Here is a 14301-nt window from a genome sequence, read left to right on the forward strand (position 1 = left end):
AGCACGCCCGCGGCACCGTAAGCCGGACGACACCACCATCATGCCCGCCACTTCAGGTTCTGAGACCGGCCAGCCTGCACTGGGTTCACCCTGATCGCGCCCTGTTGTACTTGCCATGTCCGCCCGTCTCCCCTACCATCGCCCGACCACAGCCGCAGGCCCACGCCATGAAATCCATCCAGACCCTGTTCGACAACAACCGCCAATGGGCCAGCAAGGTCAGCCGGGCAGACCCGGCCTTCTTCGAGACCCTCTCCCATCAGCAAGCGCCAGAATACCTGTGGATCGGCTGCTCCGACAGTCGCGTCCCCGCCAATGAGTTGATTGGCTTGCTGCCAGGCGAGGTCTTTGTACACCGCAATGTGGCCAACCTGATTGTACACAGTGACCTCAACTGCCTCTCCACCATGCAATACGGTGTGGATGTACTGGCGGTGAAGCACATCATTGTGTGCGGCCACTATGGTTGCGGCGGAGTCAATGCGGTATTGCAGGGCCGTAGGGTCGGTCTGGTGGATAACTGGCTGCGCCACATCCACGACATTCGCCAGAAGCATACGAGCCTGTTGGCAACCCTGCCAAACGAGCTGCAAAGCGAACGCCTATGCGAGCTGAACGTGATCGAGCAGGTACTGAATGCCTGCCAGACCACGGTAGTGCAAGATGCCTGGCTCCGTCAGCAACCCTTGAAGGTACACGGCTGGGTATACCGGCTCAGCAACGGGCTGCTGCACAACCTCAATGTCAGCATTTCCTGCCAGGAAGAATTGCTGGATCGCTACCAGGACGCACTGAGCGCCCTCGTTCGCGCCTGAACAGCTCAAGCAGCCTGTGGCTGCTCCAGCCAGTCCACGCCTGACAGTACACAGCTTCGCAAAGCCTGCTGCAATACGTCGATGGCTTGCGGGCGCGGAAAACGCTTGCGCCACGCCAATACAATACGGCGATTCGGCGCACCGCCCGCAAACGGGAGGATGGACAGCAGGCGATGGCTGGGCTCGCCTTCCGCGACCTGCGTCACCGGCAGCACGGTGATGCCCATGCCGGACGCCACCATCTGACGGATGGTGGCCAGCGAGCTGCCTTCCAGCGTACGCTGCAGACCCGCTTGCCCGCCCCGGTTCAAGGCGGGGCAGACTTGCAAGACCTGATCGCGGAAGCAGTTGCCCGCGCCCAGCAACAACACATCGTCTTCCGCCAGCTGGGCGGGTGGTACCGGTTGGCCTGCCTTGGCCCATGGGTGCTCACGCGGGGTCGCCACCACAAAGGGTTCGTCAAACAAAGGCAGCACTTCCAGCCCGCTGTCGTTGAACGGCTGCGCCAGCAACATCGCGTCCAGCTTGCCTTGCCGCAGCAGCTCGCACAGACGGCTGGTGTAGTTCTCTTCAATCAACAGCGGCATTTTCGGAGCCAGCGGCTGCAGTCGTGGAATCAGGCAAGGCAGAATACCGGGCGCCAGGGTATAGATCACACCCAGCCGCAGTGGCACCGATAATTGATCCTGCCCCGCCTTGGCCATCTGCTTCAGGGCATCCGCCTCTTCCAGTACACGCTGGGCCTGAGCAACAATCTGCTCACCCATTGGCGTCAGGGTGATTTCCCCATTTCGCTCGAAAATCTGCAGCGACAGTTCTTCTTCCAGCTTTTTCACTGCTACCGACAAGGTCGGCTGGCTCACATGGCAAGCATCTGCCGCACGGCCAAAGTGGCGAGTGGTGGCCACCGCCAGGATGTAACGCAGTTCAGTCAGGGTCATGTGGTCGTCAGGTCCGGATCAAAGTGCAGTTTTGCGCGGCGGGATGGTACGGGGTTTGCCATCGGCCCCGACAGCCACATAGGTCAGCGTGGCTTCGGTCACCTTGACCACTTGCACCGCCTCCGGATTGCGCTCGGCGAAGACTTCCACCTTGATGGTCACCGAGGTATTGCCGATCCGCAGTGGCTCGGTATAGAAGCTCACCACGTCGCCAACAAACACCGGCTCCTTGAACTGAAACGCATTGACAGCCACGGTCACCACGGCGCCTTGAGCCACCATCATCGCCTCGGCAGCGCCGGCCAAGTCCACCTGCCCCATCATCCAGCCACCGAAAATGGCACCGTGCATATTGGTATCACGCGGCATGGGCATCACCCGCAGCGCAGGTTGCCGCCCTGGTGGCAGCTCGGTCAATTCATGCGTACTCATTTGGAATCCTTGTCCGGTTTGGCAACCGCCTGCATGGCGGCCAGTGCACCACGCTGCATTTCCAGCGTCTTGATGCTCATCTGCAACATGTTGAGGTTGACGGTGAGCCAGTTCTCTACCGTCTTCAATTCGGTAATCTTGCGATCCAGCTCTTCGGCGCTGAACAGGCCCGGCAGGGTTGGCATCGGGGTTTCCAAGGGTTTCCACAGATCACGGAACATCTTGAACGGGTCGCTGAAATCGTCGGCCATCACCGTCTCCTGCCATCTGGATGAATAGTGCTAGTGTAGTCAAAAGCCCCGCTGGCTGCACGAACTTCATCAATAAAACAAATGAAAAAGGGCTGCCTGTTAGGCAGCCCTTATCGAGGATGCAACGCTTAGGCTTGACGCGAACCGGCATCCACCACCGCCAGCGCGGTCATGTTGACGATACGGCGCACCGACGAGGTCGGGGTCAGGATATGTACCGCATGCCCCACACCCAGCAGGATCGGCCCGATGGTCACCCCGTCCGACGCGCTGGTTTTCAGCAGGTTGAAGGAAATATTGGCAGCATCCAGCGTCGGCATGATCAGCAGGTTGGCCGCCCCCTTCAGGCGCGAGTTCGGGAAAATCATCTGACGAATTTCCGGGCTCAATGCCGCATCGCCGTGCATTTCACCGTCGATTTCCAGCTCTGGAGCCATCTGGTTGACCAGTTCCAGCACCTTGCGCATCTTCAGCGAGCTGGGCGAAGCCAGGCTGCCAAAGCTGGAGTGCGAGCACAGCGCGACCTTCGGCACAATGCCGAAGCGACGGATGCTGTCTGCCGCCATCAGGGTGATCTCGGCCAGTTGCTCAGCGCTCGGATCGTGATTGACGTAGGTATCGGCAATGAAGATGTTGCCGGTGGGCAGGATCAGCGCATTCATGGCCGCCAGCGTCTTCACGCCAGGCTGATAGCCGAGAATGTCGGTAATGGTCTGCAAGTGCAGGTGATGATGGCTCATCATGCCGCAGATCATGGCATCCGCATCACCACGTCGAATCATCAGCGCGGCAATCATGGTCACCCGGCGACGTACTTCCCGCTTGGCGTCCGCAATGGTCACGCCCTTGCGCTGCATCAGCTCGTAGTACAGGCTCCAGTATTCACGGTAGCGCGGGTCGTATTCCGGGTTGACCAGCTCAAAGTGCTCGCCCGGGCGAATGCGCAGCCCCAGCTTTTCAATTCGCTGCTGGATCACCGCCGGACGACCGATCAGGATCGGTGAAGCAAGGCCCTCGTCCACCACGGCCTGCACGGCGTGCAGCACACGCTGGTCTTCACCTTCGGCGTACACCACACGCTTCTTGCTCTTTTCCACCTTCTTCGCTGCCGCAAACACCGGCTTCATGAAGATGTTGGTGCGATAGACGAACTGGGTCAGCTTGTCGATGTAGGCGGTGAAGTCCTCAATCGGACGGGTTGCCACCCCGGACTCCATCGCCGCCTTGGCCACGGCCGGGGCGATCTTGATGATCAGGCGCGGATCAAACGGCTTCGGAATCAGGTATTCCGGGCCAAACGACAGGGTCTGGTCGGCGTAGGCTGACGCCACCACATCGCTTTGCTCGGCCAGCGCCAGATCGGCAATGGCGCGCACGCAGGCCAGCTTCATTTCTTCGTTGATGGTGGTGGCGCCCACATCCAGCGCGCCACGGAAGATGAAGGGGAAGCACAGCACATTGTTGACCTGGTTCGGGAAATCCGAACGGCCGGTACACACGATGGCATCCGGGCGGGCTTCCTTGGCCAGCGGCGGCAGGATTTCCGGGTCCGGATTGGCCAGCGCCAGGATGATGGGTTTGTCCGCCATCGAGCGCACCATGTCTTGCGTCACCAGCTTCGGACCACTCAGGCCGAGGAAGATATCCGCACCCGCAATGGCATCCTTCAAGCTGCGCGCTTCGGTGTCACGGCAGTAGCGTGCCTTGGACGGGTCCAGCTTCTCGTCGCGCCCGGTGTAGATCACACCCTTGGAGTCGCACACCAGCACATTCATCGGGTTGATACCCAGCGCCACCAGCAAGTCGAGGCAGGCAATGGCCGCTGCGCCCGCACCGGACACCACCAGTCGCACCTTGCCAATTTCCTTTTCCACCACCCGCAGGCCGTTCAATACCGCTGCAGCGGTAATGATGGCGGTGCCATGCTGGTCGTCGTGGAACACCGGAATCTTCATCCGTTCGCGCAGCTTGCTCTCAACGTAGAAGCACTCTGGTGCCTTGATGTCTTCCAGGTTGATCCCACCAAAGGTCGGCTCCAGTGCCGCAATGATGTCAACCAGCTTGTCCGGGTCGTTCTCGTCCACTTCGATATCGAACACATCAATACCGGCGAACTTCTTGAACAGCACACCCTTGCCTTCCATCACCGGCTTACCCGCCAGCGCACCAATATTGCCGAGGCCCAGCACGGCAGTACCGTTGGAAATCACCGCCACCAGATTACCGCGGGCGGTCAGGGTCATCGCTTCACGCGGGTCTTCCACAATGGCATCGCAGGCAGCGGCCACGCCCGGCGAGTAGGCCAGGGAAAGGTCACGTTGGGTAGTCAGGGGCTTGGTGGGGGAAATCTGAATCTTGCCGCCGGTGGGGTAACGGTGATACTCCAGTGCGCTCTTGCGCAACTCTTCATCCATGCTAACTCCTCGATTCGGGGTCTGTCGCGATTCAACACAACACAGGGGGGCGATCAGGTCAATTTATGGGTATCGTGGGTGGCATTATACCCTCGCCATGCCAAATTGCCGATGCGGGAAGTTCCGGATAGCGTGAAAGCCTGCACAGCCGGAGGTAGCCGCACTACAATACGCCATCCCCCTTCCTCTGGTGCCCCATGCCGTACAAGCAAGCCGTCTCGGTTCTGGTTGTCATTCATACCCCTGATCTACAGGTTTTGCTGCTGGAGCGTGCCGGGCACCCGGGCTACTGGCAATCGGTCACCGGCAGCCGGGAGGGTGAAGAATCCCTGATGGAGACCGCACGGCGGGAAGTGCAGGAAGAAACTGGCCTGTCCAGCCCACCTGCCCAGCTGCAAGACTGGCAATATGCGGTCGATTATGAGATTTACGAAGAGTGGCGTCACCGCTATGCCCCCGGCACCCGCTACAACCGCGAGCACTGGTTTGCCCTGTGCGTACCGGAGACTCAAGCCGTGACGCTCGCCGTGGATGAGCACATTGCTTACCGCTGGCTACCGTGGGCAGCCGCAGCCGAAGTGGTATTCTCTCCCAGCAATGCGGATGCCATTCGCAGTCTGCCCGATCGCTTGCACCGTTAATACGCGGGAACCGCTTGCCCGGCGCGCAGTCCAAGCTTGGATATATCCTGGATTTGCCCACACGCATGCTGCGCCGTACGCTGAAACGTTCCCTGCACCCGACCCGTAACCTGATTGAGCGCAGCCGCTGGTTGCGTCCATTCCGGGGCCTGCTGCATCATCCTAGCCTGTGGCGGCTGGGTGCCAATACGGTGGCGGGCGGTGTGCTGGTCGGGGCCTATGCTGGCCTGATACCCGGCCCGTTTCAGGTCTTGACCGCGCTGATCCTGTCCCTGCTGTTCCGGGTCAATCTGCCCGTGGCGGTGGCGTTTACACTCTACAGCAATCCGCTGACCATCGTGCCGCTCTATGTCGCCGCGTGGACGCTTGGGCAATGGCTGACCGGTGGGCATAGTGGGCAGCTACCCGCCATGCCAAACTGGGACCAGCTTCCCTTCATGGAGTGGTTACAAGGCTGGTTGCACTGGTTTGCCGGCATGGGCTGGCCATTTGTGATGGGCCTGTTTGCGCTGGCAAGCCTGATTGGTGGCGCTGGCTGGCTACTGGTGCAGCTTATGTGGCGCTGGCCGGTATACCGTCGGCAGTGGCAAAGGCGGTCCGTGTCGCCGCGGCCTCCGGCAATATCACGCTGAATCGGGTTTCCACATCGGGGACAGACTCCACCTGAATCTGCCCCGCCATCCGTTCGACCAAGGCCTTGGTAATCACCAGCCCCAGCCCGGTGCCCCCCTTCTGGCGGGTGTCAGAAGAATCCGCTTGGGCAAACTTGGAGAACAGGCGATGGCGGAAGCTATCGGGTATCCCCGGCCCATGATCGGTCACCGACAGGCATACCTGCCCACCCTGTGCCTTGAGCGACAACACCACCTGTTCACCCACAGGCGAAAACTTGCAGGCATTCGATAACAGATTGGTCAGGATCTGTTGCAAGCGGTTGCGGTCCACTGTGGCCGTGACATCACCAGCGGGGGCCTCCAGTAGCAGTGTGACGCCAAACGACTGGGCATAGGCCTGATTCATGGCCATCACGTCCTGCACGATCGGCAAAAGCGGCAGGGTCTCCAGCTGCAGGGACAACATGCCGGATTCGATCTTGGACATGTCCAGCAGATCATTGATCAACAGCAGCAACCGGTCCGCATTGCGGATGGAGATGCGGTGCAGTTCGGCCACCATCGCGGGAACGTCGCCCAACTGACCAGAGTCCGCCAGTTTCAATGAGCCGAGAATGGAAGTCAGCGGTGTGCGCAGTTCATGGCTGACTGTCGCCACAAACTCATCGCGCATGCGCTCCATCCGCTTTCGCTCAGTAATGTCCAGCAATACCCCGTTATAAATCAACAGCCCTTCTTCCTGTTGCGGACTGGAAGCCCCCTGCCACCAGATTTCCTGCCCCGAGTCGGGCCGTCTGAAACGCCCTTCATAGCGCCACTCACCGGCCTCCGCCACTGCGGCATCCACACTGTCGAGGTATGCCTGACGATCATCAGGATGAATGCAGTTGGTGAACAGATCGTCGTTCACCATAATCGCTTCCGCTGCAATGCCAAACAGGTCCTGATGCCGCGAACTCACATAGGTAAAAGTGCCTTCCCGCAAGCGGGTGTTGTAGACCCATTGATAAATGACCCCCGGGAAATGGTCGGTAATGTCCAGCAAGCGTGCCTCAGAGCGACGTAATGCGGACTCCGCGTCGTACAGTCGCGTCAGGTCACTGTGCGTACCAATCATGCGGACGGCTCGACCTGCGGCATCCCGCTCGATCACTGTCCCCCGGTCCAGCACCCATTGGTATCCCCCTTGTTTGTTGCGCATGCGGCATTCAAACTGAAAGTGGGGTATCACCCCACCAATACAGGCATTCACGGCATCCAGCACCCGAGGCTTGTCCTCAGGGTGCAACAGATTCAGCCAGGTCCCGACATGCATGGGCAGTTCGTCGGCTTCATAACCCAGCATTTGCAGCCAGCGGGGGGACAGATAGGCATCACCACGTTGCACCTGCCAATCCCACACGCCATCACCACTGCCTTCCAGCGCAAAGCGCCAGCGCGCCTCGGCCTCGGCCAGCGCCTGCTCACGCTTGCGGTCTTCCGTCACGTCGATATTGACCCCGATCAGCCGCCCGGCGCCGCCCTCCGACTTGCGACCCACGCGAGCATGCACCCGCAGCACATGCGGGCTACCATCCGGCCAGACCACTGCAAACTCGTCCACCACCATGCCGTCGCCCATGCGCGCAATCGTGATGTTGTCTGCCATGCGCTGGCGATCGGCTTCGCTTAACTGTTCATTCCAGATGGTTTGCGTGCTGCGGGGATCATCCGCCTGAGTACCGAACAAGCGATAGGTCTGGGCATCCCAGCGCGACTGGTTACTCTCCAGGTCCAGCTCCCAGATGCCAATCCCGGCCGTCGCCGTGGCCATCTGCAGCTTCTCGCCCATCTCCATACTGGCTTCCAGGGCATTTCGTCGGGCCGAAACATCCACATTGGTGCCAACCACTCGCACCGGCTTACCCTCCGGACCATATACCACCACCTTGGCGCGCCCCAGTACCCAGACCCAGTGCCCGTCCCGGTGGCGCAGTCGATGCTCAAACTCATAAGCAGGGGCAACACCATCCAGCATGGCTTGCAGTCGTTGAATGGCTGGGCCCACATCATCGGGATGCACCAGCGGCTCCCAGGCGGACACGTGATGCGGAAAGGATGCATCCAGCCCCAGCATGTCCAGCCAGCGCTGGTTCAGCAGCAGGTTACCACTGGGGATATCCCATTCCCACATGCCGTCTTCGGTCAGTTCAAGCGCAAACTGTAGCCGCAACTGGCTCTCCTGCAATTGCCTCAACAGCTGCCGGGTTACCTGGATGTCCTCCACATGCAGCCAGATGGTCCGCTCTCCTTCAGGACTTAAGGTACAGGCCCGGTGCAGGCGCAGCCATTGTTCACGACCATCCGGCAGCATCAGCAATGCCTCGCGCGCATCCAGCCCAACCCCCTCCTCCAGCAACCAGTGACTACCTGCCTGCAGCCCCATCTGCTCCAGCTGCAAACCCAGGCGATAATCCGGTGACAGGGGGGGGTAGCAGCCCAAGAGGCGTGACAGTGCCGGGTTCAGGCTGATGCAGCGGCCATCCGCTGCCAGCAGCGCCATGCCGATGGGGGCTGCAGCTGAGAGGGTCGCCATCGCATGTTCTTGCCGCAGGCGGGCCTGACGTTCCTGTATCCCTTGCAGCAACATGCGTACACGCAGCTGAAACAACACCTCATCCAGCGGCTTGCTGATGATGTCTGTCACGCCCATGCGCAGGGCCTGCATCTGCAGCGTGCGGTCACTTTGTGCCGTCACCAGCAGCACCTGCGGTTGCACCCCTGTGCCATCGAGGGCTTGCAACAGCTCCAGCCCGTTCATGCCAGGCAACACATAATCCAGAATCAGCAAATCTGGCGGGTTTTGCTGCAAACCAGGCAGCGCCTGCTCTGCTGTTGCATACATGCTGACCGAGCAATGCTCAAACCCGCCAAGCAGGCTTTGGTAGAGGCGGCGAAAGGTCTCGCTGTCCTCTACCACAGCAATCTGCACCGGTCTGAGCATGGTTACATTCATCATGAGGGCTTGGTGTATCGTTGCACCTGTCGCCGTCCACTTTGCTTGGCCAGATACAAGGCCTGGTCTGCAGCAGAAATCAGGTCAACGGCATGAACAAGGGTGGGAAAGTTGGCCACGCCGGCGCTGAAGCTGACCTGGAAGGCGCGTTCATTGGCATACTGTTGCAGGCTGGCAAACGCCTCGCAGAGCTGGACCATGACCTTGACCGCAGCATCCTGCGGGGTATCCGGCATCACCAGAATGAACTCTTCTCCACCATAGCGCCCCACACTGTCCGAGCTACGCAAGCGCTGGCGCAGCATGTAGGTGAGGCTCTTCAGCACGCGATCGCCAACCGGATGGCCATAATCATCATTCACCCGCTTGAAGTGGTCCAGATCCAGCATGACAATCGACAAGGGGCTCTGGGTGCGGATGGCGCGTGCCAGCTCCACATCCAGCCGGTTCATGATTGCCGCATGATTCAGCACCCCGGTCAGGCTGTCATTCAGCATGTAACCGCGCAAGGCACGATAGCGCTCCACCCGGGTGCGCACCGATTCAATCAGGTGCGGCAGCTGAATGGGCTTGGTCAGGAATTCATCGGCCCCCTGCCGCATGGCACTGAGCTGTCGGCTGACATCCTCCTCGGAGGAGAGGAACACAATCGGCAAACTGACGTAGGCGGGATGCTGGCGTATGGCGGCAGCGATTTCCATGCCGCTCCAGACCGGCATGTACAAATCCAGCAGAACCAGATCCGGATGCAACTCAGCCAGCGCCGCTTCGATGTGCGAAGCCTCCGATACCGTCTGCACCACCATGCCTTCTTGCTGCAAGGCACGGGCATACAGGTGGGACACCGCCAGGTCATCGTCCACGATCAGAATGCGCTCGGGCTCCGGCCGCACCCGGTTCAGCTGCCTGTCCATCGCTTCAACCAGATTGGCAATTTCCACCGGCTTCAGCAAGTAACCATTGCCACCAGCCCGCGCCGCGTGCAAGCGGGATTCAAAATCATCGCGGCTGGACAGAAACAGCACCGGCAGTGTTTCATGATCGCTGCCTTGCAAGGTCATCAGCGCCTCGGCACCACCCAGCGGGTGGTCCGGAAAGCTCATGTCCATCAGGATGATGGCGACATCCCCCAGGGAATCCAGCGTTTCCCTCAGCCGGGTATGGTCATGCAACACCGTCACTTCATAATTGAAAAAGCGGATTTGGGTAGCGTGTAGCTCCGCTGTGTCAACCTCGTCTTCCACCAGCAGCACCCGGTTACCATATGCGGCGACAGCGGCAGAAGCCCGGCGCACCGCAGGCTGCAGCCGATTGGATACGGGCTTACTGTCTGCAGCAACACACTGACTGCGCATCAAGGCAAATTGCTGAATGAGGTCTGACTGAATGGCCGGGCTTTGTGCCAGCGCCGCAGGCGTTTGCGCACGCAAAGCCAGTTCCATGGCTTTGGCAACCTTTGAGAGCTCGGGCAAGCCAAACGAGCCCGCCGATCCAGCGAGCGAGTGCACGATCCGGACCAGGGTTGCATAGTCGTCATCGGACGCGCCTGCCAAAAACGCCTGCTGCAAGCCTTGCTCAACCTGCAGCAGCTTGTCAGGCAACTCTTGCAGATAATTGGCCTTCAGCTCTGCCAGTACAGCAGCAAAATCATCGGGCACCGGTGAATCAGCCATGAGGCTTGGACTCCTGTTGACAGCGTGTCCATATGCTACGCAATTGGCTCGGTAATTGCATGGGATCAAACGGTTTAGGAATCACATCCACTGCGCCCAGATCACGAAACTGCTGAACCTCGGAAGGCTGAGCCTTGGCGGTCATGAATACCACCGGCACACCTGCCATCACGGACAGCCCCCGCAAGTGAGACAATGTGGTCGGGCCATCCATATTGGGCATCATGACATCCAGCAGCACCATGTTGGGCGCAAAATCCGTTACCTTGTCCAGCGCCTCTTGCCCGGAACTGCACACCAGCACCGTGAACTTGCCGATCATTTCCAGCGCAAGCCGGGCTACGGTCTGAATATCCGGCTCATCTTCGACATACATGATGCGTTGCAACTCAGTCATATGGACATCCCTTCCTGTGTCTCGGAGACAGGCAAACTGAAGAAAAAGCGGGTCAGACCGGTCTGACTGTCAAAGCCGATCTCTCCCTGCATCTGCTCAATCAGCATTTTGCTGATGGACAAGCCCAGCCCGGTTCCCCCTTTGAGTCGGGTATCGCTGGCATCAGCCTGGCTGAACTTCTGGAAAATACGGCTGCGGAAAGCCTCCGGAATACCGGAGCCACGGTCTTCCACCACGATGGTGACACGCGCCCCCTGCTGCTGCATGTACACCAGCACCCGATCCCCTTTGGGCGAAAACTTGATGGCATTGGAAATGAGGTTGTTCAGCACTTGTGCCAGCCGGCCAGGATCTGCCCAGACTTTAATAGGTAACCATGCTCCTCCGGCCTGGATAGACACGCCAAAGCTGTCAGCATAGCCGGTGTTATTGTCCAGTGATTGCTGCAGCAATGGCATCAGGTCGCACAGCTCGCATTGCAGGCGCAAGCGCCCGCTTTCCATTTTCTCGATATCCAGGATATCGCTGATCAATGCCAGCAAGCGCTGGCCATTGCGCTGCGCAATCCCCAGCAATTCCATGGCAGGCTGTGGCAAGCCGCCCATTGCCCCTGCCGTCAACAGGCTGAGCGATCCGACAATTGAGGTCAACGGGGTGCGCAGCTCATGACTGACCGTCGAAATGAACTCGGACTTCATCCGCTCCATCTTGCGACGCTCGGAAACATCGCGCGCGATCGAGACAAACAAGGGGCGGGAGAGGTGGTCATGATTCAGCTGCAGCAGAATCTCGACCGGAAAAGCATCGCGTGATGCGGTCAGGAAAACGGTTTCAAACTGCAGTGCACGATGTTGCCCCGAGAGGCATAGCGCCAGCTTTTGCTGAAATACCGGCTGTTCTGCCGGATCCAGCAATACATCAAACGGCAATTGATCCAGCTCATGCTCCAGATAGCCCAAGCGCTCCCGCATGCCCTGGTTAACATAGGTTAATCGGGACTGTTGCGGATCGTAACAACAGATCATGTCCAGCGTGCTGTCCAGCCATTGCCGGAACTGCGCCAGCTCGTCCAGCAGGTTCTGGCGCTCTTGTTCATGGCGTACCGCCTGAATCACACTGGTCACGCTGACCACAACCGGCTGGATCAGCTCCAGTAAATCGTCGTTGTAACCCTCCGACCGCCCTGCCAGAACGATGAGACCCAGCAAGGTATCCAGCGCAAAGCACGGAAGCGCCAGCACAGGCCGGCTGTTGCTGGCGCCAGGCGGCCAGTTCAGGCTCACCGGGCCACGGCTGCGTCGACCGGCATCCAGCAAGTGGTTCACCATGGTCACGGTATCACCCAGTTCGGGCAGACTGCCCGCCTCGACCAACGGCCCTGGGCCTTCACCCTGCATGGCGAGCATGCCACCATAGGCACTCTCGGTGCACACCAGCATCTCATTGAGCAGGAGCTGGAAAACCCGCCGGGGGTCCTGCTCGGCAATGTACAGGGTCAGGCCGAAACGTACCGCGCCCAGCAAGCGGTTTTGCAGCAGCATGCGTGCTTCGCTGTCTTTCTGCGCCGTAATGTCCCGCTGCACCGCCACAAACTGGATCAATTGCTGCCGCTCGTCGCGTACTGCCTGTACATCCATGGACAGCCAGTAAGGACGACCCGACTTGTGATAATTCAGGATTTCAACGGTAAAACCCTTGCCATGCGTGAGACATCGCCGCATGTACTCGATGGTCACCGGCTCGGTACCCGGGCCTTGCAGCACGTCTCCTGGCTTGCGAGCTCGCACCTCATCCAGCTCGTAGCCACTGATGCGGGTAAACGCCGCATTGACCCACTCCACACGCCCCGCTGCATCCGTGATCACCACCGCATTGTCGGTGCGGCTGGCGACTACGGCCAGCTTGCGCATCTCTGCTTCCCGCTCGGCCAATGCCCGCAGGGTCCGCTCAGAGTGGGTAATGTCCGTCACTACACCCAGCATGTAGAGGGGCTGATTCACCTCATCGTAAATGGGGATCTTGGTGATGGAGAGCAGCAGCTCTTCCCCTGTGTGAGAAACCATTTGCTGCACCGGCAGGGTTTCCACGCCGCATTCAAACACCTGACGGTCTTTCTCCAGAAAGGACGCCGCCAGCTCAGGAGGATAATGCTCCCGCTCATAGCCCCCGATGATCTTCGCGGACGGAATGCCCAAGGTCTGCGCACACGCCTTGTTCCAGAGAAATACCTTACCAAACTCCTCCGGCCTGCCGCTCTTGACGAACACGCCGTTAGGCAGCTCCTCGATCATGCTGTTGAGGAAATTCCGGGCACGTTGCAGCTCGGCCTCAATGGTCTGGGTGCGGGTTACGTCAAAGGCAATGCCGAGGTAACCGATGATGTTGTCTGCAGCATCCGACAGCGCGGTCACGGACAGCAGCACCGGCAGCCTGCTGCCATCCTTGCGGACATAGGTCCAGATCCGTTCATCCGCGGTGCGTGTCGAGCGGGTCTTGGCAACGAAGCTGTCAAACCCGGGGAGAATGGGTTGCCCCAATTCCTCGCTCAGCATCCGGGCCCGTTCCACCACCTCGCCCGGGTCATGAAAGGGGGCCGGGGTCATTTGCCCGACCACCTCAGCGGCCGTGTAGCCGAGCAAACGCTCCGCACTGGGATTGAAAGTGTGAATCAAACCCTCAGGATCAGTTGCGATGATGGCAAAGTTGGCGCTGCTCAGGATGGACCGGTTCAATGCCTGGGCGGTGTGCGCTTCCGGCATTTGCAGCTGCAGCGCCCAGCACGGCACCCCATGGCGGGATAAACGCTGCAGACGAAGCTGCATGACCTGCATGCCAGCCCGGGTCGCCACCGGTAGTGGCTTGATGCTTTGCTGGGTGGCAGAAGGCCACTCCAGCCACATCACATCCCAATCGGGAACCCAGTCGTTGATCAGGCAACCGTGGGCATCCGGGGGTAAATCCAGCAGTTGGCTGGCACCGGATGACCATGCCTGCACCCGACCGCCCGCATCCACCAGCAAGATGGGGTCCTGCACCACGGTCAGCAGGTCAGTCAGCAAGGAAACATCAGGGTCTGAAAGCATGCCAGCACTCATCCGGTCATGCTCGCAGTGTAGTCAACAGCGGTG

At 59.8% G+C, this 14301-nt stretch carries 11 protein-coding genes; 3 read left to right on the forward strand and 8 right to left on the reverse strand.

Annotated features, from left to right (window positions below; translation table 11 throughout):
- Positions 1 to 167 precede the first annotated feature (167 nt).
- Positions 168 to 815 (forward strand): carbonate dehydratase, encoded by a 648-nt coding sequence (gene can / locus HF682_RS09675; RefSeq protein ID WP_168877095.1) that lies wholly within the window; start codon positions 168 to 170, stop codon positions 813 to 815.
- A gap of 5 nt (positions 816 to 820) precedes the next feature.
- Here the strand turns inward: can and HF682_RS09680 are convergent, their stop codons facing one another.
- The 4 genes from HF682_RS09680 to HF682_RS09695 form a co-directional block, all read right to left on the reverse strand.
- Complete coding sequence (locus HF682_RS09680) at positions 821 to 1756, reverse strand: hydrogen peroxide-inducible genes activator (protein ID WP_168877096.1); 936 nt, start codon at positions 1754 to 1756, stop codon at positions 821 to 823.
- Positions 1757 to 1774: 18 nt separating this feature from the next.
- Positions 1775 to 2188, reverse strand: a complete 414-nt coding sequence (locus HF682_RS09685) for an acyl-CoA thioesterase (RefSeq protein ID WP_168877097.1) — start codon at positions 2186 to 2188, stop codon at positions 1775 to 1777.
- The gene (locus tag HF682_RS09690; protein WP_168877098.1) at positions 2185 to 2439 is read right to left on the reverse strand and encodes a PhaM family polyhydroxyalkanoate granule multifunctional regulatory protein; all 255 of its coding nucleotides are present in this window, start codon (positions 2437 to 2439) and stop codon (positions 2185 to 2187) included. Before HF682_RS09690 ends, HF682_RS09685 begins: the two co-directional genes overlap by 4 nt.
- 128 nt (positions 2440 to 2567) lie before the next feature.
- A complete protein-coding gene (locus HF682_RS09695; protein ID WP_168877099.1) occupies positions 2568 to 4853 on the reverse strand; it encodes an NADP-dependent malic enzyme in 2286 nt (761 codons plus the stop codon).
- A gap of 197 nt (positions 4854 to 5050) precedes the next feature.
- Between HF682_RS09695 and nudB the strand changes: the two genes are divergently transcribed.
- Together nudB and HF682_RS09705 are read left to right on the forward strand one after the other, a co-directional pair.
- Positions 5051 to 5494 carry a dihydroneopterin triphosphate diphosphatase gene (nudB, locus tag HF682_RS09700; RefSeq protein WP_168877100.1) on the forward strand — a complete coding sequence of 148 codons (444 nt, stop codon included), beginning with the start codon at positions 5051 to 5053 and terminating at the stop codon, positions 5492 to 5494.
- Between the two features lie 65 nt (positions 5495 to 5559).
- Entirely contained in the window at positions 5560 to 6126 is a 567-nt protein-coding gene (locus HF682_RS09705) for a DUF2062 domain-containing protein (RefSeq protein ID WP_168877101.1), read from the forward strand.
- Here the strand turns inward: HF682_RS09705 and HF682_RS09710 are convergent.
- Genes HF682_RS09710 through HF682_RS09725 form a run of 4 tightly spaced genes read right to left on the reverse strand, consistent with a single transcriptional unit; the run spans position 6047 to position 14256 of the window.
- On the reverse strand, positions 6047 to 9091 hold the full coding sequence (locus HF682_RS09710; RefSeq protein ID WP_168877102.1) for a PAS domain-containing protein: 3045 nt from the start codon (positions 9089 to 9091) through the stop codon (positions 6047 to 6049). The two genes, HF682_RS09705 and HF682_RS09710, sit on opposite strands and share 80 nt — an antisense overlap.
- 11 nt (positions 9092 to 9102) lie before the next feature.
- Positions 9103 to 10776 carry a diguanylate cyclase gene (locus tag HF682_RS09715; RefSeq protein ID WP_168877103.1) on the reverse strand — a complete coding sequence of 558 codons (1674 nt, stop codon included), beginning with the start codon at positions 10774 to 10776 and terminating at the stop codon, positions 9103 to 9105.
- On the reverse strand, positions 10769 to 11173 hold the full coding sequence (locus HF682_RS09720) for a response regulator (RefSeq protein ID WP_168877104.1): 405 nt from the start codon (positions 11171 to 11173) through the stop codon (positions 10769 to 10771). The genes HF682_RS09715 and HF682_RS09720 overlap by 8 nt, the downstream gene beginning before the upstream one ends.
- Complete coding sequence (locus HF682_RS09725; protein WP_168877105.1) at positions 11170 to 14256, reverse strand: PAS domain-containing sensor histidine kinase; 3087 nt, start codon at positions 14254 to 14256, stop codon at positions 11170 to 11172. Before HF682_RS09725 ends, HF682_RS09720 begins: the two co-directional genes overlap by 4 nt.
- Between the last annotated feature and the right edge of the window lie 45 nt (positions 14257 to 14301).

The sequence above is a fragment of the Leeia aquatica genome, from assembly GCF_012641365.1.
GTDB lineage: Bacteria > Pseudomonadota > Gammaproteobacteria > Burkholderiales > Leeiaceae > Leeia > Leeia aquatica.

Bases quoted from the DNA above. Each gene is read 5' to 3' on its own strand.
- can (WP_168877095.1), top strand. From the start codon at position 168: ATGAAATCCATCCAGACCCTGTTCGACAACAACCGCCAATGGGCCAGC.
- HF682_RS09680 (WP_168877096.1), bottom strand. From the start codon at position 1,756: ATGACCCTGACTGAACTGCGTTACATCCTGGCGGTGGCCACCACTCGC.
- HF682_RS09685 (WP_168877097.1), bottom strand. From the start codon at position 2,188: ATGAGTACGCATGAATTGACCGAGCTGCCACCAGGGCGGCAACCTGCG.
- HF682_RS09690 (WP_168877098.1), bottom strand. From the start codon at position 2,439: ATGGCCGACGATTTCAGCGACCCGTTCAAGATGTTCCGTGATCTGTGG.
- HF682_RS09695 (WP_168877099.1), bottom strand. From the start codon at position 4,853: ATGGATGAAGAGTTGCGCAAGAGCGCACTGGAGTATCACCGTTACCCC.
- nudB (WP_168877100.1), top strand. From the start codon at position 5,051: ATGCCGTACAAGCAAGCCGTCTCGGTTCTGGTTGTCATTCATACCCCT.
- HF682_RS09705 (WP_168877101.1), top strand. From the start codon at position 5,560: ATGCTGCGCCGTACGCTGAAACGTTCCCTGCACCCGACCCGTAACCTG.
- HF682_RS09710 (WP_168877102.1), bottom strand. From the start codon at position 9,091: ATGCTCAGACCGGTGCAGATTGCTGTGGTAGAGGACAGCGAGACCTTT.
- HF682_RS09715 (WP_168877103.1), bottom strand. From the start codon at position 10,776: ATGGCTGATTCACCGGTGCCCGATGATTTTGCTGCTGTACTGGCAGAG.
- HF682_RS09720 (WP_168877104.1), bottom strand. From the start codon at position 11,173: ATGACTGAGTTGCAACGCATCATGTATGTCGAAGATGAGCCGGATATT.
- HF682_RS09725 (WP_168877105.1), bottom strand. From the start codon at position 14,256: ATGCTTTCAGACCCTGATGTTTCCTTGCTGACTGACCTGCTGACCGTG.